The organism is Anabaenopsis sp. FSS-46, from assembly GCF_029891665.1.
Classification (GTDB): Bacteria; Cyanobacteriota; Cyanobacteriia; order Cyanobacteriales; family Nostocaceae; genus Anabaenopsis; species Anabaenopsis arnoldii.
On the sequence record NZ_JANQDG010000061.1, the window covers coordinates 16,955 to 42,507 of the forward strand.

22 protein-coding genes are annotated in these 25,553 nt (G+C 41.7%); 12 read left to right on the forward strand and 10 right to left on the reverse strand.

The genetic code is table 11. The features are described 5' to 3' along the window. The first annotated feature begins 496 nt into the window (after nt 1–496). Nucleotides 497–2,182, forward strand: coding sequence for an ATP-binding protein (locus NWP21_RS06350; protein WP_280792033.1), 1,686 nt, complete (start codon nt 497–499; stop codon nt 2,180–2,182). Here the strand turns inward: NWP21_RS06350 and bchH are convergent. Continuing rightward, nucleotides 2,179–5,850, reverse strand: coding sequence for a magnesium chelatase subunit H (gene bchH / locus NWP21_RS06355; RefSeq protein ID WP_280792035.1), 3,672 nt, complete (start codon nt 5,848–5,850; stop codon nt 2,179–2,181). The genes NWP21_RS06350 and bchH overlap by 4 nt on opposite strands. An 855-nt stretch (nt 5,851–6,705) precedes the next feature. Here bchH and NWP21_RS06360 point away from each other — a divergent pair. Both NWP21_RS06360 and NWP21_RS06365 read left to right on the forward strand, forming a co-directional pair. Beyond that, the gene (locus NWP21_RS06360; RefSeq protein WP_280792036.1) at nt 6,706–7,416 is read left to right on the forward strand and encodes an NYN domain-containing protein; all 711 of its coding nucleotides are present in this window, start codon (nt 6,706–6,708) and stop codon (nt 7,414–7,416) included. Between the two features lie 442 nt (nt 7,417–7,858). After that, entirely contained in the window at nt 7,859–8,143 is a 285-nt protein-coding gene (locus NWP21_RS06365) for a hypothetical protein (protein WP_280792037.1), read from the forward strand. A gap of 195 nt (nt 8,144–8,338) precedes the next feature. On the opposite strand, the gene NWP21_RS06370 is transcribed toward NWP21_RS06365, so the two are convergent. Next, nucleotides 8,339–8,836 (reverse strand): ureidoglycolate lyase, encoded by a 498-nt coding sequence (locus NWP21_RS06370; RefSeq protein ID WP_280792038.1) that lies wholly within the window; start codon nt 8,834–8,836, stop codon nt 8,339–8,341. Nucleotides 8,837–8,908: 72 nt separating this feature from the next. On the opposite strand from NWP21_RS06370, the gene holA reads away from it, so the two are divergent. The 4 genes from holA (at nt 8,909) to NWP21_RS06390 (ending at nt 12,647) form a co-directional block, all read left to right on the forward strand. Further along, nucleotides 8,909–9,913, forward strand: coding sequence for a DNA polymerase III subunit delta (gene holA, locus NWP21_RS06375; RefSeq protein ID WP_280792039.1), 1,005 nt, complete (start codon nt 8,909–8,911; stop codon nt 9,911–9,913). 196 nt (nt 9,914–10,109) lie between these two features. After that, nucleotides 10,110–10,598 carry a DUF4168 domain-containing protein gene (locus tag NWP21_RS06380; RefSeq protein WP_271734807.1) on the forward strand — a complete coding sequence of 163 codons (489 nt, stop codon included), beginning with the start codon at nt 10,110–10,112 and terminating at the stop codon, nt 10,596–10,598. A 151-nt stretch (nt 10,599–10,749) separates the two neighbouring features. Continuing rightward, entirely contained in the window at nt 10,750–11,874 is a 1,125-nt protein-coding gene (locus tag NWP21_RS06385) for a site-2 protease family protein (protein WP_280792041.1), read from the forward strand. A gap of 86 nt (nt 11,875–11,960) precedes the next feature. Then, nucleotides 11,961–12,647 carry a class I SAM-dependent methyltransferase gene (locus NWP21_RS06390; protein ID WP_280792042.1) on the forward strand — a complete coding sequence of 229 codons (687 nt, stop codon included), beginning with the start codon at nt 11,961–11,963 and terminating at the stop codon, nt 12,645–12,647. Between the two features lie 171 nt (nt 12,648–12,818). On the opposite strand, the gene lipB is transcribed toward NWP21_RS06390, so the two are convergent. Then, nucleotides 12,819–13,523: a lipoyl(octanoyl) transferase LipB gene (lipB, locus tag NWP21_RS06395; protein WP_280792043.1), complete on the reverse strand. Its 705-nt coding sequence runs from the start codon at nt 13,521–13,523 to the stop codon at nt 12,819–12,821. A gap of 380 nt (nt 13,524–13,903) precedes the next feature. Here lipB and raiA point away from each other — a divergent pair, with 380 nt between their 5' ends. Then, complete coding sequence (gene raiA, locus NWP21_RS06400) at nt 13,904–14,554, forward strand: ribosome-associated translation inhibitor RaiA (protein WP_280792044.1); 651 nt, start codon at nt 13,904–13,906, stop codon at nt 14,552–14,554. 48 nt (nt 14,555–14,602) lie between these two features. Here the strand turns inward: raiA and NWP21_RS06405 are convergent, their stop codons facing one another. The 4 genes from NWP21_RS06405 to NWP21_RS06420 form a co-directional block, all read right to left on the reverse strand. Next, on the reverse strand, nt 14,603–15,064 hold the full coding sequence (locus NWP21_RS06405) for a peroxiredoxin (RefSeq protein WP_271734813.1): 462 nt from the start codon (nt 15,062–15,064) through the stop codon (nt 14,603–14,605). Nucleotides 15,065–15,084: 20 nt separating this feature from the next. Continuing rightward, on the reverse strand, nt 15,085–17,016 hold the full coding sequence (locus NWP21_RS06410; RefSeq protein ID WP_280792045.1) for an ABC-F family ATP-binding cassette domain-containing protein: 1,932 nt from the start codon (nt 17,014–17,016) through the stop codon (nt 15,085–15,087). A gap of 172 nt (nt 17,017–17,188) precedes the next feature. Next, on the reverse strand, nt 17,189–17,605 hold the full coding sequence (locus tag NWP21_RS06415) for a DUF1824 family protein (RefSeq protein WP_280792046.1): 417 nt from the start codon (nt 17,603–17,605) through the stop codon (nt 17,189–17,191). A gap of 84 nt (nt 17,606–17,689) precedes the next feature. Next, a complete protein-coding gene (locus NWP21_RS06420; protein WP_280792047.1) occupies nt 17,690–18,538 on the reverse strand; it encodes a prohibitin family protein in 849 nt (282 codons plus the stop codon). 481 nt (nt 18,539–19,019) lie between these two features. On the opposite strand from NWP21_RS06420, the gene NWP21_RS06425 reads away from it, so the two are divergent. Beyond that, on the forward strand, nt 19,020–19,448 hold the full coding sequence (locus NWP21_RS06425; protein WP_271734820.1) for a hypothetical protein: 429 nt from the start codon (nt 19,020–19,022) through the stop codon (nt 19,446–19,448). 20 nt (nt 19,449–19,468) lie between these two features. Here NWP21_RS06425 and NWP21_RS06430 read toward each other — a convergent pair whose 3' ends face one another. Genes NWP21_RS06430 through NWP21_RS06440 form a run of 3 tightly spaced genes read right to left on the reverse strand, consistent with a single transcriptional unit; the run spans nt 19,469 to nt 23,585 of the window. Beyond that, nucleotides 19,469–20,692 carry a DUF790 family protein gene (locus tag NWP21_RS06430; protein WP_280792049.1) on the reverse strand — a complete coding sequence of 408 codons (1,224 nt, stop codon included), beginning with the start codon at nt 20,690–20,692 and terminating at the stop codon, nt 19,469–19,471. Beyond that, nucleotides 20,622–22,190: a DEAD/DEAH box helicase family protein gene (locus tag NWP21_RS06435; protein WP_280792050.1), complete on the reverse strand. Its 1,569-nt coding sequence runs from the start codon at nt 22,188–22,190 to the stop codon at nt 20,622–20,624. Before NWP21_RS06435 ends, NWP21_RS06430 begins: the two co-directional genes overlap by 71 nt. 57 nt (nt 22,191–22,247) lie before the next feature. Further along, nucleotides 22,248–23,585 (reverse strand): tetratricopeptide repeat protein, encoded by a 1,338-nt coding sequence (locus NWP21_RS06440; protein ID WP_280792051.1) that lies wholly within the window; start codon nt 23,583–23,585, stop codon nt 22,248–22,250. Between the two features lie 192 nt (nt 23,586–23,777). Between NWP21_RS06440 and NWP21_RS06445 the strand changes: the two genes are divergently transcribed. The 3 genes from NWP21_RS06445 (at nt 23,778) to NWP21_RS06455 (ending at nt 25,458) form a co-directional block, all read left to right on the forward strand. Beyond that, nucleotides 23,778–24,038: a hypothetical protein gene (locus NWP21_RS06445; protein ID WP_280792052.1), complete on the forward strand. Its 261-nt coding sequence runs from the start codon at nt 23,778–23,780 to the stop codon at nt 24,036–24,038. Further along, the gene (locus tag NWP21_RS06450; protein WP_280792053.1) at nt 24,016–24,384 is read left to right on the forward strand and encodes a type II toxin-antitoxin system VapC family toxin; all 369 of its coding nucleotides are present in this window, start codon (nt 24,016–24,018) and stop codon (nt 24,382–24,384) included. Before NWP21_RS06445 ends, NWP21_RS06450 begins: the two co-directional genes overlap by 23 nt. Before the next feature lie 63 nt (nt 24,385–24,447). Next, nucleotides 24,448–25,458, forward strand: coding sequence for a Fic family protein (locus NWP21_RS06455; RefSeq protein WP_280792054.1), 1,011 nt, complete (start codon nt 24,448–24,450; stop codon nt 25,456–25,458). Nucleotides 25,459–25,553 lie beyond the last annotated feature (95 nt).

Genomic DNA, 25,553 nt, shown 5'->3' on the forward strand with positions numbered 1-25,553 from the left:
GTTCCCTGTTCCCTTAAAACCATAATGATGATGTCCTAACCAATATGTCCGTTGCTATAACAGTCATACGCTTCACTTTTAATTGGCATAACATGGGCTGAAAACAGAAAAGTTTGCCTCAGTCTCCCTGGTAAATGGCATTAGGTCAAGATGTTAGCAATAAATCCTATGAATTACCTCTGAAATATCACAATTATCCTATTTTATCGACTTTAAATAAATTAAGTCAGTTGCTATCAAATCCGGGTTAACTATAGGTTAAACTGTGTTTATGGGGGCTATTATATGTCAAGTGCATATTAACTATTAAATGGGTGGTTCTGATGTCCGTGGCTTGTATACAACCTCACGTAAATCTATCCTTACGAACTCGAGGCAATATTATAGCTGTTATGCCCTGGCTGCGGTGTCCTCATGAGTTAATTAACACAGATGTCGGAGTACTTGTGGGAAGGGAAAGTTTATAAGTCCCGTTAAATTCAGGGAATTTAACATAATGCACAACCAAGAAAGTTATGAGTTGAGCAGTGATGCTGCGATCGCCATCAATAAAAATTTAGGCATAAATGACCGCCACAATAAAGTGAATAATTCCTCCAATTTAAGTTTCGAGACCTTGGCAGACGCTGTCCCACAAATTGTTTGGACTTCCCGTCCAGATGGCTGGTTAGACTATTATAACCAACGCTGGGTTGAGTATACAGGTATGAATTGGGAGGAAAGTCAAGGTTGGGGCTGGCAATCTGTACTGCATCCCGAAGATGTGCAAATGTGCCTAGATACTTGGCGTGAATGTCTTCGTACAGGTCAAAAATATCAGGTAGAATACCGTTTCCTTCGTGCTAGTGATAGGGAATATCGCTGGCACTTAGGGCGAGCTTTTCCTTTACGTAATCACAAAGGAGAAATTATCAAGTGGTTTGGTTCTTCTACTGATATTGATGACCAGAAACGCGCCGAAGCAGAACTGTGGAAAGCCTTGGAACAGCAACAAGCAGCCCGCGCAGCAGCTGAAAAGGCGAACCGCATTAAAGATGAGTTTCTTGCAGTCCTTTCTCATGAATTGCGCACCCCACTTAATCCCATTCTCGGTTGGGTGCAGCTATTGAAAACTAACAAACTAGATCAGGCTAAGACTGCTCAAGCTATAGAAATTATTGAACGCAATGCTAAATTACAGGTGGAATTGATTGAAGATTTACTGGATGTATCTCGCATTCTTCAGGGAAAACTAACTTTAAATGTTTCTAAAATCAATCTAGCCAAGACTATTTCCGCCGCTTTAGACAGTATTAATTTGGCAGCTTCTGCGAAAGAAATTAGCATCAATACTATGTTAGACGAAAATGTAGGGGAAGTTACCGGTGACTCGGCTCGCTTACAACAAATTGTCTGGAATCTTTTGTCTAATGCTGTCAAGTTCACTTCTCCGGGGGGGAAAGTGGAAGTACGCCTGGAAGAATCTCATTGTATGGCTCAAATCCAAGTCAGTGATACAGGCAAAGGTATTAGCCCTGATTTTTTACCATACATATTTGATTACTTTCGTCAAGAGGATAGTTCAATTACCAGAAAATTTGGGGGACTAGGCTTAGGACTGGCAATTGTGCGGCAGTTAGTAGAGTTACATGGCGGTACTGTTGAGGCTAATAGTTTAGGTGAAGGGCACGGAGCCGCTTTTAGTGTGAAACTACCTTTGTGTAGATGCGTAGTGACTGAAGATAAATCATCCCGGCCAGAGATATCAACAGAGAATATACTGCAAACAGGAACTTTGGATTTAAATGGCATTAAAATCTTAGTTGTGGATGATAATCCTGATTCCCTTGATTTTATCACTTTTGTGCTGAAAATGTATGGCGGGAAAGTGACCAAAGTAGCATCAGCCTGGGAAGCATTGCAAATGCTCCTCAAGTCCCAGCCAGATATTTTAGTCAGCGATATTGGTATGCCTTATATGGATGGGTATGAATTATTACGAAAAGTTCGAGGATTACCCTCACAAATGGGAGGGAGAATTCCCGCGATCGCCTTAACGGCTTTTGCCGCTGAGTTTGACCAACAACAGGCTATTTCCGCAGGTTTTCAAATCCACATACCTAAACCAGTACAACCAGAAACTTTAGCAGCCGCAGTTGTTCAATTAGTTAAGCAGCATTCGACCACAGATGAACACAGTTAAACCGTCACACCTTCCAATTGTTCCTCTGTTAACTCATATAACTGACGCAACTTACCGATTTTATCTGCATCCGCTTGCCATAAACCCCGCCCATGTGCCTCAATCATTCTGCTTAAAATATTCCGAAAAGCTTCAGGATTAGCCCGGCGTAACTTCTCCGCCATTTCAGCATCTAAAGCATAAGTATCTGCCGCTTGGTCATATACCCAGTCATCCTGGAAATCAGCAGTACCACCCCAGCCAATTAACGCCGTCATCCGTTGGGAAATTTCAAATGCACCCCCAGAACCTTGATTAGCCATGGCTTGCGCCCATTTGGGATTGACTAACTTGCTGCGGTACTCCATACGGAGTAAATCATCTAAATTCCGGGGGGTACTGTCCTTAGAAAAACTTTCCACAAAGCTGGTAGTCACCTTTTTACCCCGTTGCTTTTCTGCTGCCTTTTTTAAACCGCCAGTATTAGCGTAATATTCTTGAATATCGGTTAAACCATATTCCACAGAATCAATTTCTTGAACAATGCGATCGCTAGTTTTCAATAAAGCATTTAAAACCTCTGGTCTAGCCTGACCCTTATCTTGTCTACCATAACTAAACACATTGCGACCTTCCCAAGTCTTACCCAACTCCTCCCCAGATTCCCAATTACCATCAACCACCTGATCATTGACTAAAGAACCAAAATCACCAGCAGGATTAGAAAACAATCTTGCAGAACTATTCTCTACCCCTTGGGCCCGCAAAGCCAAAGCGTGCTTTCTAATAAAATTCTGCTCTTCGGGTTCATCAGCATCAGCCGCCCGTTGAAACAAATCATCTAATAATTCAATAATATTGACAAAACTATCCCGAAAAATCCCCGATAAATTCCCCAAAATATCAATGCGCGGATGTCCCACCTCAGCTAAAGGCTTTAACTGATAACGGACAATACGCCCAGTCCCCTCCTTCACAGGTTCCGCCCCCACCAACTCCAAAAGGATACCCAGAGACTCACCCTTAGTTTTAATCGCATCCAAACCCCATAACATCACCGCCACCGTTTCCGGATAAGTTTTATGTTCCGCCAAATGCTGGGCAATAATTTTCCCCCCAATTTCCCGCCCCCGAGCATAAGCAGCAGGAGAAGGCATTCTATAAGGGTCTAAAGCATGAATATTTCTGCCCGTAGGTAACACCCCCGCACCATCCCGCAGTAAATCACCCCCGGGCGCAGGTAAAATGTACTCCCCATTCAACCCCCTTAACAAACTCCTCAACTCATCAGTAGACTGCATCAACAAGTCAGTAACTAACTCCTCCTCCTGTGGGTGTTCCTTGCCAAAATAAGCCTCTAAATATCCCGCCAACTCCTCCTGATTCGGCGGTTCCCCCAAAATATGCAGCCCAGAAGAAAACAGACGATTCTCCAACACCTGGAGATATTCATACAACTTCAGCAAATAATCATCAAAGGCGTGAGCGCTAAACATCCTCACATTCTCAGGACTAAAAGCAATTCCCAAACGTTGAGCATCAGTAAACGGACAATCAGCATCCAAACCAGTATCAACAATCTGCTTACAAATCACCTCCTTCAAAGCATAATTTTTCTGCGGGTCTTCTCGATACTCCGCAATTAAATCTCGCAAAGATAACAACTCTTTATACAAACCAGCGCGACCGTAGGGAGGGACATTGTGAGAAATTAACACCCCATAACCCCGACGCTTGGCCAAAATCGACTCAGAAGGATTATTGGCGGCATATATATATAGATTAGGTAAATCTCCCAATAAAATATCCGGCCAAGAATAACCAGTATTACCCAGGGGGGATCCAGGCAACCATTCTACTGTCCCATGCATCCCAAAGTGAACCACAGCATCAGCCGCAAAATCATTTTGTAGCCATTTATAGAAAGCCGCATATTGGGGATGGGGAGTTAAATCCCGTTCAAACATTAACCGCATCGGGTCGCCTTGTATACCCAAAGGCGGCTGTACACCAATCCAAATATTACCTAACTGTATACCCCCAATATGTAATTCTTCCCCATAGGTTTTAATTCCAGTTCCCCGTAGAGACTTCCATTGTTTTTCAATGCGGGAAGTCAGCAGATACCCCAACCATCTTTCTAGTTTACGGACATGAACAGTATTAGCAGACGAGGGAAAAGGCTGATTTTTTTGCCAGGTTTCCATTTCTTCATCTGCTGCTTTCACCTGACGAATTAATTCTTCCCCATCCTCGGGGATATCCCCAACATCATAACCTTGGTCTTTGAGGGCGTGGAGAAACTTAACCAGACTGCGGGGAACATTCAATAAAGCCGCAGTCCCCACAGCCCCATAACCAGGGGGAAATCCATATAAAATAATCGCTATTTTACGTTGAGATGGCAATTTCTGCCGCAAGGAAACCCAATTTTTCACTCTACCAATTAACCGTTGTACTCGTTCTGGCACCAGATAAATTTGTTCACCCACTAACCCCCCCAGGGGAATAGTATCTATTGCCCCATCTAGTTCAGGTAAAGCATATAACACTACACTTTGCAGTCCGCCGATTCCCTGACGTGTCCAGGAGTGAATATCTTGAATCAGCAGGGGTGCTGCTACTATATAAGGTACATTTTTCGCTGTCAGGATGCGTTTAGCTACTTCCACCTGGCGGCCTGCTTCCATTGAACCGGCCGGACCGCCTACTAAGGGAAAGCCAATGGTAGAGACAATTGCATCTACCTGGACTGCTTGATCTGACAGCGAGTAAGTTTCTATATTTCCTTGTTTTCGTTGCTGGGCTTCATGGTCGGTGGTCATCCAATCCCTTACCGCTACGTGTCCTTCTACACCGTTGATAAAAATGGGTAAGGGAATTAAACCCCCTTGCTCAAAACGGTGAATGAGTTGGGGAATGTATGGTTGTTGCGTAATTACGTGTTTACGGTAAAGCAGAATACCTACTATAGGTGTGGTTGTGTGGCTATGTTCCCCGCTTTTTGATGATGTCTGTCTCTGAAGATACCACTTTAAATATTCCCGGGGAGATGTGAAAAATCCCTCATATTCAGGATGCAGTAACCCCATATTCGGGGTTTCCTGCGGTGGGGGAATGTCGCCAACCTTTAAATTTAAATATTTTTCTGCTAGTATCCAGAATAGGGCAGCAACGTTTTCAGAACCGCCAGCGTTCCAATATCCATAGATAATTAACCAGTTGCGTAAGTCTTGAACTTTCTTGACTGGAATGAATTTCAGCAGTTTAGGACCGATTTTTAAGAAGCTAATATACCCAGCAAGTTTGTCTTCTTCCCTTCCGTTGCTGAATTTGTCCAGGATGAATTTAACTGGTTTTGGCATTCCTTTGGGTTCGCCGCCAATGGTAAAGTTACCCAACTGGGTTAAACTCATTAGCTCTAAGGCTGACTCGAATACCAGACGGATGGGAATTTGCTTAATGCGCGATCGCAGCCACAAAACCTGATCATAATCAAATACTAAGCTGCCGAAAAACACATCCGCCCCATCCAGTGCTGCTTCTACTTCCCCAGGGTCAGTGGTAATATTGCGATCGCTAAACACCCGAATATCCAGAGCACACCGTGATTTAGCCAACTCAGCCGCCTTCTTGTACAAGTCAGCATTAAACGATTCAAATCCAGCAATCAAAACAATACGTTTCATGCCAAAGCTAGTAAAGATACCTTTACTGATGATCTTAAACGTAGTTTCGGTTTCATGACCCATTCCCCAAAATGAATTTGGTCATCTACCAGTAGACATAGGGTTATGGCGATCGCAAATAATTCGGCAATTTGGCATATTTTCTTACTGAAGATTTAATATGATTAAATTCTCGAATATCGTTGTGTGACAATACCGACTTGCAGAATCCCTCAGTTAACTACTGGGGGTATTTTTTTATTTTAACTCCCCCCGATGTCATACAGCAGATTATAGGTAGTTATCGTGTAAGTATTATGGGTAGGCATCGTTTTACCTTAATATAAGTAAAAAATAGGCAATTCCATTATTCTGCTTAAATTGAAAAATTCAGCAATAACTAATATCTAGTTTTGATAACTTCAACTCAAACATTAAGAGTAAATATCACTAGAGGAATATACAAAGATTGCCTTAATGTGGAATTTTTTCATAGAGATGTACAATAAGAATAACTGCCAAAGGTTCAAGCTTACTTCTACCATTACAGGAAGCGGGTTTCACCCAAGTTATTGTCTCCTGTAGTCAACCTATATGCATTAGCAGTAAGTCATGAAAAACATACCTGTAGGCACTGGAAAGATTGCGTAAAACCTGCGTTAACCAGATTGAATCACTGCTCTGGGCTTTACATTTGGGAATCTCTACAATTAGGACAATTTGAGTTTATTTGCAACTAGTCCCCCCTTGGTAACATCAAAAAACTTTGATTTCGGGATTTAAACTGTTGCAAATGGTAGCTCTATTTACGCCATGAAACCAGACTATTGACAAATTACCCCCAAGCGTTGCCAAATTTAAAATCTAGAGGAGTCAATGACTAGCACCAATTTTACCAAAGCAGAAAAGCCCCACAAACGACCACAGGAAGAACCTGATTTACCCAGAAAAAACTTAATAAAAAATAGTGCCAAAAATGAACATTCCCCAAAAATAGAGCAATTACCTGATGCTTCCTCATTAAATATTCAAAATCGTGGTCGAGTAGCTATTTTCATTGATGGCGTCAGTCTATTTCAAACAGCTTTGCAATTGAGTATTGAAATCGACTATCTCAAATTGCTGTGTTATTTAACTGGGGGTTCGCGCTTGTTGCGAGCTTTCTTTTACACTGCTATCGATACCTCAAGACTAGGTTCTACACGTTCACGCCCTAACGAAAAGCAACAAGGTTTTCTTTTTTGGATGCGTCGAAATGGTTATCGTGTGGTTACCAAAGAAGTACAACTGGCAGACCATACAAAAAAACACAACTTGAATGTAGAAATTGCTGTGGATATGATTACTTTAGCTCCTTACTATGATACAGCTATCTTAGTTAGTGGAGACGGAGATTTAGCCTATGCGGTCAATGCAGTTACCGCTACAGGTTCTCGCGTTGAATTGGTTAGTTTGCGAACCATGACCAGCGATAATTTAATTGATGTTGCTGACGAATTTATTGACCTCGATAGGATGAAACAATACATTCAAAAAGATTCCCATCTCGGCTATAGTTATCGCATGCTTTCTAATTCCAAGCTGTAAATCTCCATGCCTTATTGAGCTAAAACAATTATTACTGCCTACCTACTAAGTAATACCAGAAAGTAGAATGGCAAAATCGGGAATTACTCTGCGTATTTTTTTTGATTATTTATACATTGGTCACAGGATTTCTATGACTGATACATTCTTTTTGTATAGTTGGTTACCGGGGGTTACACCCCTGTGACAACTGGTTCCAGAATGAATTAATGTAAATTGGTCTAACTGAAAATTAGTCATAATTGCCACCCACTAATTTTTAGCTAAAATTAACCATAAATACTGTTTACTTCTCAGGGGTAATATTATCTATCTCACTAAAAAATATTAGTGCAGTATCAGAAGGAAGAAGATCCAAGTTACATATATCTGTATTTTGGGAAATCCAATCATATAATAGCTGTATTCACTTGAGTGGTACTAATCATAAGGAGTGTGAAACATGAATCAGATCCAAGTAACATTACTATTAAGTTATTTCCTGATGAGCTGCTATTTCTTCACCAATTGGCTAAAATTTTCTCTGCGTCATCCAACTTCTACCCCCGAAGAGAAATTTTTATCTTTTGTGATGTTTCTAGTCACAACGATTTTATGGCCTGTAGTTATCATCATGAACCTGTGGCAAATTTTCACTAAACGAAAACTGGAACTGATTAATGTCATTCCTGTAATTTTCGCGATGTTTGCCTTCAGTCTTTCATACTATTTAACTTATTGGTATTAACGCGGTTTCTGTTATCAAAATTTATTCCGCTGATTCCCTTCTAATTTTGAGCAGTTCAACGATACACCCCTGCATGCTATAAGGCGGCAATTCCATATATAAAAGTTAAATAATATCTCAGCACAACCCGGTAACTGCTATTGGTTATAAATCAACACAGAATACCAACATTATTCAGGGTGTATACTATCTGAATTATATCACCATCTCAAATTCTAACTGATGACTCTCGAATAAATCATGAGTGAAATGATCCACTACATTAGTATCAGCCAGTTCTAAGTTATAAAAATCTACAACTTCATGTCTAAAATAGGGTCCCGCGTGCCAAGTACCCTCGTTTAATTTGATAAAGCAATTTCCCGGTATACGGAAAGCAGCCATCTGGGCTAATACTGGTTCATTTAAATGATTATGAGGAGGACAAACAGCCATCAACCAGTCCTTTCCTCCTAAAGAACCTAAACATTGGGTACATTGTAAATGACGAGTAATTTTATCAAACTTACAACCCCGATTTTCTAGCCTCATAATATAAAATCGCGGTGTCCCATTCTGTAAGTTTAATTGCGCATCTTTCCCATCAAAATTCTTGCCATCTTCACTAGGCAAAATTACCTGACCATAAGACCGAAAATTTTCTGGTGTTATCCATTGCGCCGGTAATTGCTGCACTGTTTTTGATGTAATCATAAATCTGACTGCTTATCTTAGAATATTATTTTTTCTGTCCACTTATATCAGCATCTGATCTGGGGTGAACTTATGCCAATCTATGTATATTGGGGTGAAGATGATTTCGCCATGGAAAAGGCAGTGGCAACATTGCGCGATCGCATCCTTGATCCCCTGTGGATAAGTTTTAACTATACGATCCTATCACCAGATCAACCAGATGCAGCAATTGCTGGTTTAAATCAAGTGATGACACCAGCCTTTGGTGCTGGTGGAAGGTTGGTGTGGCTAGTCAATAGCACACTCTGTCAGCATTGCCCAGAGAACATTCTAGCAGAACTAACGCGAACTTTGTCAGTCATTCCCGATAACTCCTGGTTATTACTCACCAGTCGCAACAAACCAGATGAACGCATCAAATCCACTAAATTACTCAAAAAATGCGCTAGTGAATTTCGAGAATTTTCCCTCATCCCACCTTGGAAAACAGAATTGCTGGTACAGTCCGTCAATCAAGTGGCTGAAACTGTGGGGGTGAAACTAACTTCCCGCGGTGCGGAACTTTTAGCTGAGGCTGTAGGTAATGATACACGCTTGCTGTATAATGAAATGGAAAAACTGCGACTTTATACAACTAATACCACTAAGCCTCTAGACATAGATACCATTACGCAATTAGTCAGAAATACTACCCAAAATAGTTTACAATTAGCAGCAGCAATTAGAATGGGAGATACACCCAAAGCCTTGAGCATTTTGGCCGATCTGATCAATGCTGCGGAACCGGGACTAAGGATAGTTGCTACTCTCATAGGTCAATTCCGTACCTGGTTATTAGTAAAGATAGCCATGGAAAACGGAGAACGTAACCCCCAAGCGATCGCCCAAGTAGCCGAAATTAACAACCCTAAACGCATTTACTTCTTACAGCAAGAAGTCAAATTACTTTCTCTAGAGCAACTCATCTGTTGCTTGCCACTACTACTACAATTAGAAGTAAGTCTCAAGCAAGGATCCCCTGAAGTATCCGCACTACAGACAAAAGTTATAGAAATTTGTCAAGTATGCCAAGTTCGTAGACACTCCCAAGGCTAGAAGCGCTGGGGATTCTTGATTCATTCAGCCCACTTATTTAGAGGAGTTTCCCCACCCAAACAGAGGTTGTTCTGGTAAAGATTAAAGATCAAAAAGATAAAAATTTTATTCACAGGCAGTTTTGTTGGAACTTCTAACTCCTAAAATAATTCAAAGCTATTAACTATTCCTATTATACTTGTGTGTCATAGACTTTATGAAACCAACCCCTAATTTATTTTGTCACACTAGTCTGCAACATATGCTCTCCCAGATTCTATGTTTAGGCATTCTCACCACTGCTAGTTTCATCACTAGCGCTCTTACCTTCAGTTACCAAGCCGATGGTCAAACACCACCTGTAAACAATTCCGTTAATAATACTGAGATTACCAACTACGCCCAAGCTATTTTGGCAATGGAAACACCCCGACAACAGGCTTTTGATGAAATTAAAAAACTAATTGGGGGTGGAGAAATGCCCAGAATCTTTTGTAACGACCCCAAGAGTATGCAAGAGTTACCACGCCAGGCTCAAAATATCGCTGTAACTTACTGTAATAATTCTCAGAAAATAGTCGAAAATAATGGACTCAGTATTGATCAATTCAACAAAATCACTATGGAGCTACAAAGTAACAATGAGTTAAAACGAGAAGTTTATAATACCTTGATTCGCTTGCAAAAGACTCCAGAATCTCCATAGGTGACAACCTCTAAGAGTGAGTTGTCAGGTTGCTGTTTAAGCTAAAAACCGCCCCTTTTAGTGCGGTTACCACAACTGGGGAATAAATTAATAGATTTTAATATTACGTTACAATTATTGGATACAGCAGACGTATTCAAAGGTGTACGGCATGAATGGTACAATTCGCGTTGGCAATCTCTTCGGGATTCCCTTCTATATCCATCCGTCGTGGTTTCTCGTGCTGGGCTTAGTAGCTTGGAGTTACAGTAGTGGACTAACAGCACAATTTCCCTGGTTATCTGGGGGATTAGCTTTTTTACTGGGACTGATGACGGCGTTGTTATTGTTTACCTCAGTCGTCGCCCATGAATTAGGACACAGTTTTGTCGCCATTCATCAGGGAATTGATGTAAAATCTATTACCCTGTTTATATTTGGCGGTCTAGCTAGCTTAGAAAAAGAGTCCCAAACCCCAGGGGAAGCATTTTGGGTGGCGATCGCCGGTCCTTTAGTCAGCTTGTTGCTGTATGCGACATTTACAGTAATTAATGTCACCACCACCGCCACAGGAGCAACAGCAGCCATCCTTGGTGTTCTCGCCTCCGTTAACTTAGCCTTAGCATTATTTAACCTGATTCCCGGCTTACCCCTAGATGGTGGCAATATCCTCAAAGCAGCCGTGTGGAAGATTACAGGAAATCCCTATAAAGGTGTATCCTTTGCCAGTAGAGTCGGACAAGTATTTGGTTGGGTGGCGATCGCCTCTGGTGTGATTCCACTAGTATTCTTTGGTAGCTTCGCCAACTTCTGGAACCTATTAATTGGTTTCTTCCTGCTGCAAAATGCCGGTAGAGCAGCGCAATTTGCCAGAGTACAGGAAAAATGCACAGGTTTAACAGCAGCAGATGCTGTTACCTCTGATAGCCCCATTGTATCTGCTCATACTAGCCTTAGAGAGTTTGCCGATCAAAGAATTTTCCAAAATCAAGACTGGAGGAAATTCCTAGTCACTGATGAAGAGGGAAGATTAGTAGGGGTAATTAACCTGGATGATTTGCGAGGTATTCCCACAACCCAATGGACACAAACCCCCATCAGCGCCGTCATGAAATCCATTGAGCAATCTACCACAGTCAAATCAGATCAACCCCTGTTAGAAGTAGTACAGCTACTCGAACAGCGCAAATTATCCACCCTGTCTGTGATTTCTGAGAATGGGGTACTTGTGGGAATTTTAGAAAAAACCGCGATTATTCGGCTACTGCAAGGTAAAAACCAACCTAACCCTGTATAGCTAGTCATCAGAATTGAATACCCCCCAACTCCCTCATAATTTCTGGGGGTATTTATGTATAAATTTATTCTAACCAGAGGTAAAAGATGTTTGAGAAACAGCCACAAAATTTACAGCAAAGGGTAAAACAACTAGCCACTGAAGCCATAGAGGACTCAAATCCTACCGCCTGGTTTGATGTTTTGTATAGTCAGTCCCAGGGTGATGTTACCCAAATCCCCTGGGCGAAGTTAACCGCTCACCCCTATTTACAAGATTGGTTGACGACTACTAACCCTGAAGGTGAGGGAAAATCAGCCCTGGTAATTGGGTGTGGTTTAGGGGATGATGCGGAAGCTTTAGCAACCAGGGGATTTCAAGTAACCGCCTTTGATATTTCCCCCACAGCTATTAACTGGTGTCAGCAAAGATTTCCTGATTCCTCTGTGAAATATGTCGTTGTAGATTTGTTAGCCCTTCCCTCACACTGGGAACAAGCCTTTGACTTAGTTATAGAAATCAGGAATATCCAAGCTCTACCCTTGAATATCCGCTCAACCGCGATCACATCGGTTGCTTCTGTAGTTGCACCAGCAGGTACTTTACTATTGATTAATCGGTTTCGCGAAACTGAGGTAGAACCTGATGGACCGCCTTGGCCTTTGTCTAGTTCCGAACTAGCCCAGTTTACACAATTGGGTTTACAAGAACTCAACCGGATTGTATTTTTTGAGAGTGACCGCGCTGATATTCCACAACTACGGATAGAATATCAAAAATCTGCCCCAGTGTAGGAATGCTACAAAATATTACTGAAAGTTCACATCAGCACTATTTTAGGCATTTTTGAGCCACAATGGAGGTAGGAACCCAGCAAATGGAGGTGTAAGATGACTCACAATCTCACATTATCTGACCCTACCACTTACCTGATATTTAAACTCAGTATCCTGATGATGGTACTGCTAGTATTGTTGGTGATTTCCGCTGCTCCAGCGGTTTAGTCCATCCGCGACTAATTCCACGCCGAATACTTCGGCAAAACACCGGGCTATATGAACACGTACCTCTTGAGAGGTAATACCGGGAATCCATTCGGCTAAACTACTTACAGGCTTATCCGCAATACCACAGGGGATAATCTCTTGAAAGCCTAACATATCAGGACAAACATTGAGCGCGAACCCATGCATAGTAATCCAACGGCTAACTTTAATCCCGATGGCGGCTACTTTTCGTCCTTCTAGCCAAACACCAGTCAAACCCACAAGGCGATCGCCCGACAAGCCATAAACAGCTAATACCTGAATTAATACTTCTTCTAATTGCCTTAAATACCAATGCAGGTCTTGGCGATAATGTCGCAGATTTAAAATCGGATAACCTACCACCTGACCAGGACAATGGTAAGTCACTTCGCCGCCCCGTTCAACTGTGTGGACATCAAACTTAGTATTTTGTCGGTCAAACTTGAGAAATTCCGGGTTACTTCCTTGTCCCAAAGTGTAGACAGGGGGATGCTCGAGCAAGATTAACACATCCTCTAGACTAGGGTGATGAATGCGCTGAGTCAAGAGCGATCGCTGCCATGAAAGAGCATCGAGATATGGCATCAATCCCACATTAAATAACAAACAACTTCTGTGATCTGTTTCCATACTACGGATCATGCCAAAAATCAACTACCTTATTGACCAAATATATTGCAAATGACAAGACTTGAAGCAACAAATGTCAAGCTATGCAAAGGATTTTAAAGGAACATCAACTAAATGTGCATTACAGAATACAAAGTGCTACGTTAGATATATGACCTCAATGGTGTTAGGAGGAATTCTCTGCATCAAGCATCAAGCCCAACAGGATCACAACGAATGCACTGGCCGATCAATATCATAAATAGTTTGCATCTCAAACCAGATCGAAGATCCGATAGAGAGTACATTAAAATTGTTCAAAATTTGTTTTGGCGGTAATGCGCGATATTACCGCGACATCCATTCATACAAAACAAATTCACATCAAAAAATATATCAGTGGGAGAGTTTACATGAAGCTTGTCATCCACGGCAAAAATATTGAAATCACCGATGCAATTCGGGAGTATGTACATCAAAAAATTGAAAAAGCCGTCAGTCACTTTCAACACATCACTAATGAAGTGGATGTACATCTAAGCGTCGCCCGCAATCCCCGAATTACTACCAAGCAAGCAGCGGAAGTGACTATTTACGCCAATGGTAACGTCATCCGCGCGGAGGAAAGCAGCGAAAACCTATACGCCAGCATTGACTTAGTAGCAGATAAAATTGCCCGTCAACTGCGAAAATATAAAGAAAGACGTCAAGATCAAAAAACTCACGGACAACCCACAAATCAAGCCTTAGTTCCCGAACCGGTAGCCGCCGATTTAATCGGCGATCGCACCCCCGAATTACCCAATGAGGTGATCCGGACAAAATACTTTACCATGCCACCCATGACCCTTGCAGAAGCCACAGAACAGCTGCAACTGGTGGGACACGACTTTTATATGTTCCGCAACTCAGAAAGTGGCGAAATTAACGTAGTTTACGAACGCAACCACGGCGGTTACGGTGTCATTCAACCCCGCAAGACCAACGGTCATACCAACGGTAAGAATGGTAATTCAGCCCATGTTAATCATCCAGTAGGGGACAAATCCCACTTATATAAGTAAGTAAATCTAGTCCCCTCCCCTTAATCAGGGGAGGGGTGATGGGTGGATTTATTTCACAGCTAAATCTTGCAAAATTTTCAGAGCTTCCTCTACGTGAGCCTGAAAATTAAACATAGTATCCAAAACAAACCGCACAACCCCCTCTTGATCAATTACATAAGTTACACGGCCAGGAACAAAACCAAAAGCCATAGTAGCGCCGTATTCCTTACGCACCTTGTTATCTTTATCACTCAAGAGAGTGAAAGGCAAATTGTATTTTGCCGCAAATTGCTGGTGAGATTGCGGAGAATCTCCACTCACGCCAATCACTTCAGCACCCGCAGTTTTAAACACCTCATATTGATCCCGGAACCCACAAGACTCCGCCGTACATCCGGGTGTGTCATCCTTGGGATAAAAGTATAAAACCACCGCTTTTTTGCCCCGAAAATCCCTCAGACTGACTCTAGAGCCATTTTGATCGCTCAGGGTAAAATCAGGGGCGGTATCACCAACTTTAACTGACATATAAATTCTTACCGTTTTTCTTAAGATTCCATCTCCGCTAATTCTAACCAGCGTTCTGTAGCTATATCAATGGACTGCTTCAGGTTTTCTACCTGTTCGTAGAGTTTTTGGACCTGAGTGTAATTCCCCCCAGATAGACTACTCAAGGCTTTCTCCGCTTCCGCCTTCTCAGATTCCAACTTGGCAATTTTAAGTTCTAACTCCCCAAATTCCCGCTTTTCCCAATTTGACAGTCCGCGACGCTTTTTATTTTCCGTCACTGTAGATGAACTGCTCACCTTAAGTGCTGCGGTTGGTTTTTCCTGAGTATTCGCTGCTTGCTGTTGTTTTTCTAGCTCCTCTTCTGCTTTTTTGTAATCTAGATAAACTGAGTAATTACCTGGATATTGTCGCAGATTACCGCCCTCCTCCAGGGCAAAAACATTATCTACAGTCCGATCTAAAAAGTAGCGATCGTGAGAAACCGCAATTACACACCCCGCAAAATCTTCTAAATAATCTTCTAGTACCGCCAATGTTTGCACATCTAAATCATTAGTTGGTTCATCTAAAATCAACACATTGGGCGCACCAATGAGAATTCGCAACAAAAATAAACGGCGTTTTTCGCCCCCAGATAATTTATGAATTGGCGCGTACTGCTGGTTTCCCGGAAACAAAAATCGCTCCAACATTTGCGAAGCCGAAATTTGAGTACCGTCGGCGATTTTGACAAATTCCCCTTCTTCCTTGATATAGTCAATCACCCGCTGATTTTCATCTACCGCCGCGAGTAACTCTTCAGAATGCTGGTCAAAATAACCAATGTGAACCGTAGCCCCAATTTCCACAGTACCAGAATCAGGTTGAATCCGCCCGGTAATCATATCCATTAAAGTAGATTTCCCAGTACCATTACCCCCAATAATCCCAATCCTGTCTTCTGGACTAAATTCATAGGTGAAATTATTAATCAGAGTGCGGCCATCATAGCCCTTAGATACATTATTTAATTCAATCACCTTTTTACCAATGCGGCGGCTAACTGTGGAAATCTCCACTTTACCCTGAACTTGTTTAAACTCAGTTTCCCGCATGGCTTGGATGCGTTGAATTCGGGCTTTTTGTTTAGTACTCCTGGCTTTTGGACCCCGACTCAACCATTCTAATTCCCGACGTAATACACCTTGATGTTTACGTTGGCTACTCATAGCCGACTCTTGGGCTAAAGCTTTCTTTTCCAGGTAATATGAATAATTACCTGCATAGGTGTAAACATCACCTCTGTCTATTTCAATAATCCGGCTTGTGACCTGATCTAGGAAATAGCGATCGTGAGTAATCAGTAACAGCGTACCACGAAAGCGATTTAAATAACTTTGCAGCCATTCCACAGACAGCGCATCTAAATGGTTAGTAGGTTCATCCATCAGTAAAACGTCTGGTTCCGATAGTAAAGCTGTAGCTAAAGCAATGCGCTTGCGATATCCCCCTGATAAAGTCCCAACCACCGCATCAAAATCAGAAATTCCTAACTTAGTTAAAATAATTTTCGCGTTGGTTTCCAACTCCCAAGCACCCGTGGTTTCCATCCTTTGCATCACCCCAGACAAGCGAGACATCAACTGACTATCTTCTGGATGATCAACAAGTTTCTGAGATAGTTCCTCATACTCACGTACTAAAGACAAGTGCTCACCGCTATCGGCAAAAATTTGCTCTAAAACTGTGTAATTCTCGTTTACATCTGGTTGCTGGGGTAAGTAAATTACCTTTGCACCAGCACTAAAAGTAATCTGTCCACTATCAATTGATTCTAATCCGGCAATCATTTTTAACAAAGTTGATTTACCAGAACCATTAGTACCAATTAAACCCACTTTATCAGTAGCATCTAAACTAAAACTGGCATCTCTTAAAATTTCCTTGATCCCAAAATCTTTTTTAACTGATTGTAATGTAATAACACTCATATAAATTTTGCTATTTTAATTATTATAAGCATAAATATTGATTGTGGGCTGGGCTTCTTGCCCGCCCTGCCTACCTACTCCCATCAAATCCGGCTGTATCCATAGAGGACTAAAGTCCTCACTACAAACCTGATCTAAACTAGAAGACTAAAATCCTCACTACCAATCTGATCTAAGCAAACAAATCCAGGGGCAAATGTCCATACATTTCGTTAATTCCCCCTTCACGATAAGATTGACAAGAAATTAATACTCCCCGATGATGTCCCGCATAGGAATCAAGATAACATAAACCATTTTTGCCATTCAATTTGATATAAACTGGACCTTCTGGTGTTGGTAAATTACTCGGGGCTTCATAGCCAAAAGCATAAGAATAAGTTCTCATCGCCAGTATCCCTTCTGCGGCTGTATCAGCACAAATTCCCAATATTTGGTAATCAGAAATACTAGTTACCAAAATTAAAGACCGACGCACTAAAGCCTCCTCTGAGGGTTTGAGGATAGGTGCTATATCTAAGCAGTTGAATTTGTTCAGAATTTTTTTGGCTTCTGAGACTGTGAGATTTTGATGGTTGGGAGTTGACATAACTTAGTTTCTTATGTTCTGGTTGAGTTTTGCTAGTGGTGTGTGTGAGGTGGGTATAGCCCACCCCGCTATGATTAACCTAAATTATGACTGGTCGGAAACATTACCTAAGTTGAAAATGAATGGTACACTGCCTTTGGCTTCACCACCCATAACGAGAACTTTCGGCATTTGAGCGCCACCAGTTCTCCAAGCTTCAATTGCTTCTTTTTGCAGAACTAACTCTCCCCCTTGAGCCTTGAGGGTTTCTGCTAAAAGTCTTTGAGCCTCCGCTTTACCCTTAGCGCGATTAACATCTGCTTGCGCTTCCTGTTCAGCTTCTCGTGCTACATAAACCGCTCTTTGAGCCCGTTGTTCAGCTATTTGTTTTTCTTCTACAGCCCTGGCAAACTCCGGTGAGAAATTCAAGTCAACTACACTAGTGTCTAAAACGATTATCCCATATTTAGCCAAGCGATCGCCCAAGGCTAAATCAAAATCTTCTTTTAATTCACTTCTTTTGGTAATTGCTTCTTCTACCGTCCTTCTGGCCGCCGCGATTTTAAACGCTTCCTGTGTTTGCGGCGCAATTATCTTTGAAACAATATTTGCTAAAGTTCCTTGTCTTCTTCTCACCTCAACTACCTGCGCCGGATCAAGGCGAAAGTTAATCGCAAATCTTGCAGATAAATTTTGCAAATCCTTGGTAGAACTTTCCGCCGGGACTTCAAACTTTTGTACTGTCAAATCATACACATCAACTACTGAGATAAGCGGTGGTTTAATGTGAATACCTTCCAGTAGCGCCCCATCTCTAGCTCTACCTAAGATGCTGATGACTCCTGCTTGTCCCGGGCTGAGAATCACAAAGGAATTTACACCCACAAGGACAACCAGTGCTAATACAATACCCAAAACTGTAGTTTGCCAATTCCCGAATTGCTGACTTTTCAAGGTTTGATCTCCTTTTGCATCTTTAGGCAACTCCTGTACTATGGTGACACGTCTTCAGCTGTTCTCACCGAAGAATCAGATTACAAAAGCCAGATGCTCTCCTCTCCCCTATGGTGGTAATATCGGTTTCACCCAATGGTAAATGACCTTAGCTGTGGCTGACCAAAAGCCCTATCTGTCAGCCCTGACTTGACTACTAACACGAGTATTCGCAATAAATTTGACCCGTTATCGGCTGTTTGATTTTGGGTAAAGTTTTTAACTTAGCAGCACCAGCATTAATTGCCATGGCGGTTGATCTGCTAGTTAAGCAGCAAGATTCTATCATTGGTTAGTTTGGTGTTCAAGATACCTTTGGACAATTTTCAATTCTGTTATAATATCTGAATGTTTAGCTGTGGTGGCGCGGTTTTTGCAGTTTTGGTGACAAACTGGGGTAAGATAGGTTTCACGTACTAGGCGCACCAGGCGCAGAGAGTTTATGATGTTTGGTAGTGGTGGCGCGGTTTCCCATAATAGCAAGTGGCGTGTTGAGTTAGATAAGTTTGTTAGGGATAATCACCGCGATTTGGCGGCTGTTTTTTGGGGGTTGTGGTTACAAAATGGTAATGAGCAGGGTACCCTGGGTATTGATTTACAGCCTAGTCCCCATTTTATTTATTGTCCTCAAGGGGCGATTGAGGTTTTAAATCAGAAGGTAGAAAATCGTCTTCAGGAAATTTTGGGAATTATTGACCATCATGATCCTGAGGTGGAAGTGTTGATGATTGCAATTGGTAAGGGTGAACTGAAGTTGATTCAGTTTGCGCCTGAACCTCCCCCCCCGGTTTGTTTTGCACAGGTGGGTAAGGATGTGAATGAGTTATTAGATTTGTTGGAAGCAAGGTTAAATGAGGTGGAGTTTTTTTAACCTGAGTTACCACTGAGGTTTTATTGGTCTCCCTCTATGACTGTTAACACGGCTTTGGGTAAAAGTTTATCTTTGAACCAGACTATTTTGGCGGGGACGTTATCTAACTTGACTCCAGCTTTTTCTAGGTTCAATCTTTCGGAAATGGCTAAAATTAAATTCTCACATCCAGAACGCCGCACTTGATAAAATTTCTTTTGTAGATATTCTGGTCGCCAATAACCAACTATTTCTAGCAAGTAGTCACGTCCATCAGGATGTACTAGGCGAAAGTCGGGAATCATGACGCTACCAGGTATGGGAATTAAATCTACTTCTCGCTCTAATACCCAATCGGTTTTGAGTACATCCCATTTCTCGGCAAAGGATGACTCTAACATACTATCGTAAGGTTTACCGGGGGAATAGTGGGAGACTAAGCCACATTCAGAGTTGAGGGTAAAACGTCGAGTTTTCCATTCTTGGGTGTCAAAATCTCTGCTCTGTAAGGAGGCGCAAAGACTCCATTTAGTCACATGAAGCAAGGCGGGAATTAATTTGGCGATCGCCAGTCCATATCTTGTACTCGGTCTAAATAAACTTGTCGGACCGTCAACAGTAATTGTAAATCCATGGTCAGCATCCCCCTCAATATACGCCATCAATTGAAACAATTTTAAATACCGAAATAATAGTTTATATTGCCCCGGCACATTGCGATGAGCATTTAAAGTTAACTGACTGGCTTTATAAAAAATTCCCTGGACTTGAGACAAGTTATATCTATTTAATAATTCTACGGGCGTGGGTGCTTCAAAACTAGTTAAAATCTTATTTTCATTCAAATCAGCATATAACCCATCCCGCACTTGTTCCCATAAAACTTCTCTTTGCAGTTGCTGACTCAGTTCATCAGCAATTCTAGTTAAAATAATTTGGGTTGATTCTCTACTACAAACAGACTGGGAGGCTAAACTAAATACCCGCTCTCTTAACATGGGTGGTTCTAGGGGACTAACTACCTCAAAGGTACAGAAACTGCTTTTGAGAATATAACCTAACCCCCGCTTGACTCGGTAATCTGTCCCGTCTCCCTCTAGGTCTAACAGTTGACTTTCTAGCAACCCTACAGACTTACCCCGCGCTCCCTCAAAACAATTAATTAACTCCTGCGCTAACTCCAAACTATGGCGATCAATCTTCAATCTCTTGGGAATGATTTCCTCTCCGTTCTGGCGATGACTCAGTAAATCCGTCGGTAACATTTCCCTGATCTGTTGAATATTTAATGTCTAACTGTTCTGCTGCTTTGGGGACTCTACCTTGACCCCCGCCATAAATTACCCGTAAATTCCCCTTGTTCTCTGGGTGTTTTTCCCTGCTCTGGCTTTGGTGATCCACCCCCCTGCGTCTGGCGGAGGTTCCCTCTTCGCTGGTATCTTCTGCTACTACTTCATATAAAATCGCCTGTTTATTAGCTACATTCCCCTTTCTTAACACCCTACCCAACCGCTGTATATACTCCCTGGTGGAACCAGTACCGGATAAAATAATGGCTACGGAAGCAGCGGGAACATCAACCCCCTCATTTAAGACATGGGAAGCTACCAAGGTATTATACTCACCCTCTCGAAACTTGGTGAGAATTTCGTGCCGTTCTTTGACAGGAGTTTGGTGGGTAATGGCGGGAATTAATAACTGTTGGGAAATTCTATATACTGTGGTATTATCAGCTGTAAAGATTAAAATCCGCTCCGGGAAGTGTTGGGCTAATAGATCCGCTAAAATTCGCAACTTGCCATCAGTACCTAAAGCAATATTTTTCGCTTCCCGGTGTGCTAACATAGCTCTACGACCCGCTGGCGATCGCCCACTCATTTTGACAAACATTTGCCAACCTTGAATACTCCCCAGGGAAATTTTAGACTGGCGGAGGAAGTCGTTACGGGTTTGAATTAACTGGTTGTATCTCTCTCGCTCCTGCTGGGATAACTTCACCTTCATATGCACAATTTCATGGTGAGCTAAAGCACCCCCCGCTAAATCCTCAGGGCGTTTGCGATAGACTTCTGGCCCGATGAGTATATTTAAATCAGCGTGTTTCCCATCGGTACGTTCCGGTGTAGCTGAGAGTCCTAACCGATAAGGAGCAATAGAATACTCAGCAATTACCCGCCCAAAGTCTGTTGGTAAGTGATGACATTCATCAAAAATTATTAAAGCATATTTATTGCCTAAACTTTCCGCATGAATTGCCGCACTATCATAGGTCGCCACTAAAATCGCCGTGCGATCGCCCGAACCACCCCCCAACAAACCCACCTCAGCATCAGGAAACGCCGCCACTAAATGAGCATACCACTGATGCATTAAATCCAGAGTCGGCACTACAATTAGGGTAGTCCGGGGTGTAGATTGCATCGCCATTTGTGCTAAATAAGTCTTTCCCGCCGCCGTGGGGAGAACCACAACCCCCTGTCTACCCCCCAATTTCCAAGCCGTTAAGGCTTCAATTTGGTGGGGGTAAGGCTCCATTTCTAAACTGGGGATTAAATCCACCGGGTAAAATTCCTTGGCTTCATCAATAAAATATACCTCCTCCCCTTGCAGTGCTTCCACCACAGCGCGATAATTAATCGCCGGAATCCGAAACTTTTCCACCCGGTCATCCCATGTAGCGTAATCCATCCACCCTTTACCCCGTGGTGGTGGATGTAAAATTAAAGTACCTCGGTTAAATTGTAGGGTGGGTGTGCGAGCCATTACATATGAAGATTTACAAGCTAGGTTACTCATTGTATCAGCTGGGCATTAACATACTCACTTCCTGAAATCTCTGACCCAGTTTTTGATTGACTTCATCACTTCCCCTGTTTGCTGCTGCGCGTCAACCAGACTACGACTGAGGTAAGTATCAGCATAATATTGTAATAAGCTGATAATTTGTTGATAAGCACCATTGTTACCTTGGGCTAAGAATAATTGCGCTGCTCTTTGCAGGTTTTCCCTAACTTTGTTAATGTCTCCTAGCTGAAGGTAAACAACACCGCGATTGTAGTAAGCATCGGCTAAATTAGGTTTAATGGCAATAGCTTTGTTATACTTAGCAAGGGCTAAATCCCATTTTCCCTCGTCACGGTAAACATTACCGCTGCGGATGTAAGCATCAGCATTATTAAGATTAATCGCAATAGCTTGGTTATAATCAGCCAGAGCTAAATCCGATTTTCCCTGGTCACGGTAAACACTGGATGACGGGGTAACTACTGGACTAACCGGACTCAAAGCTTGAATCACTTCACTCACAGACTGGTAACGGCGCTTAGGGATAGGATGGGCTAACTTTTCCAGCATTTCCCCCAACTCATCACTTACCACATTCCCATTTAGGTAGTCTCGCCATACCCATTCCCCTTCTAGGGGACTATATAAATCAAAGGGACTCACCCCTGTTAATAAATGGAGACAAGTTACCCCTAAACTATATAAATCACTAGTAAATAATGGTTTCCCCATGGACTGCTCAGGAGCGCAGTACTCCGCAGAGCCGATAATTGTTCCTGTTGCTGTGCGCTGTTGTGGTTTAACTACTTTAGCTGCGCCAAAGTCTACTAAAAATAACTTGTTGTCACTGCTGCGGCGAATAATATTCTCTGGTTTGATATCTCGATGTATAACCTGTTTGCTGTGGACGTATTCTAATATCTGTAACAGTTCTGGTAATAATTCGCGTATTTGCTGTTCTGAAAACACACCCTTTTGATCTAATTCAGTTTGTAGGGTCTTTCCTGCTACAAATTCTTGTACTAAATATTGGCGACCATTGACGATAAAATAAGCCATTAACTCAGGAATTTGGGGATGTTTACCCAACTCCTCTAATCTTTGTGCTTCCTGTGCAAATAACTGGGATGCTTTTTCAATGGTATCAGTTCCCTGAGCTTGGGGTAAAAACTGCTTAATTACACAGTAGGGCTGGGATGGTTTATATTGGTCTGTAGCTAGAAATGTGCGCCCAAAACCACCCTGACCTAAGATTGAGCGGGGTATGTATCTTTCTGTCAGCACTAACTTACTACCGCATTGCTGACAGTATTGAAAATTATCCGGGTTGGGGTGCAGACAGTCTGGGTTGAGACAGTAGATTTGATTGCTCATGTCTGGGGCGGTTTGTCAGGTGGTGATTGCCAAGAGTTATTATACACTTAAGTATGGGTTAAAGTGCCTGCACAGAAAAGTTTTATGGCACACACCGAACGGTTCCACCAAAGCCGGATAATTTACAGGATGAACAGAGAGATTTGATCACCAATTACCAATTACCTAATAGAAGATATGGAGATTTAAGCAATGCTGAACTTGCGAATTACCAAAGAACAAGTATTTAGTTTACTTGAACAATTATCTTGGCAAGAAAAACAGGATATTTTCCAATATCTGGGTCAAAAACTCCACAGCCAAGCAGTTGCTAGTCAATCCAATCTTGATCATGCTTTAGAACATCCCATTAACCAACTCTCAGGCAAAATTACAGCTTTTCAAGGGGTTAATGCTTTAGCTTGGCAAGAGCAAATCCGGAGTGAGTGGGATGAAACTGGATTATCTCATTGATACTAATATTTTCATCTCATTGTTCAATCAAGAATTAACCCAACCTGTCCCCAATGGTAACATAGGTTATTCTGTGATCACAAGTATTGAGATTTTGTCTTTTAAGGGTTTATCTTTGGAGGAAGAGAATCTAATTCGCTCAACTCTAAAAACTCTTATCGAAGTATCTCTAGATGCGACTATTGCCGAAAAAACGATTCAATTACGACGAAAATATAGCTTAAAGATTCCCGATGCTGTTATTCTTGCGAGTGCTTGGGAGTGTGCAGCAGTGTTGATTACGAATGATCAGCAGTTGTTCAAAATCAGCGAAGTACAGGTTATTTCTTTGCCAACGAAAAGTTAGGTAAGAGAAAACAGGGAACGGTTCCACCAAGGACGGATAATTTACAGGATGAACATAGACCCTATGCTAGTATCCTATTCTCAACTTTATGAACGGTTTATTGATCAGGTTATTGGTTTAAGTCAAAAAAAAGATTTTTCCTTAACTGCTTTAATCAGTAACTATATTAGCATGAATTACCAGCTTAAATTAGAACAAATAGACAAGTTAAAAGCCTGGTTAGATGACTTTAGACCATTTGACCAAACAATAGTCGCCGAACTAAAAAAGCTGTATGATGTCCGCTTTACTTATAACTCTAATGCCATTGAAGGGAATACTTTAACTCAAAGTGAAACTGAGTTAGTGTTAACCAAGGGAATTACAATTGGTGGTAAGACTCTTGATGAACATTTAGAGGTAATTGGACATAAGGAAGCGATTGACTATATTGAGAGTTTAGCCCAAAAAGATACAGTAATTAATGAATGGGAAATTAAACAAATTCACAATCTAATTCTGAGGAAAATTCACCCTAATGAAGCGGGTTTTTATCGGCAATTAGATGTAATGGCAGCAGGGACAAATTATATTTATCCTCCCCATTATTTACTGCCTCAAGTAATGACAGATTTTGTGACCTGGGTCAATTCAGATGCTGCTTTAACACTCCATCCTGTAGAATATGCAACCATGGCACATTATCGTTTTGTTTCTATCCATCCTTTTCGAGATGGGAATGGCAGAACGGCTAGATTATTAATGAATTTATTGTTAATTCGTGCCGGGTATCCTATTGTAGTGATTAATAATCAAATTCGTAATGATTATATTCATGCTTTGGGCTATGGACAACAAAACCAAGATGATTTAAGTCAGTTGTTTGATTTGGTTTGTGATGCTACTATCGGTTCATTGGTGGAAACTTTAAGGTTATTAGTAACTGCAAGTAGTAGTAGGGAAAAAGGGCAGGTTTTTTATCAGGAAATTACTGATTTTATTGATAATTATGGTTCTTCAGTACCTAATATGCTAAATTGTTTTGATAAAATCCGAAAAAGCTTACCGTATAAGGGAAATAATGTTGGTTATTGAAGAAAATGCCTGAATATTCCTTCTTAATCTCTGTTCCCTGTTCCCTGTTCCCTGTTCCCTCGAACCAGTTGTTAAATTAGCATAACAAGTACGGT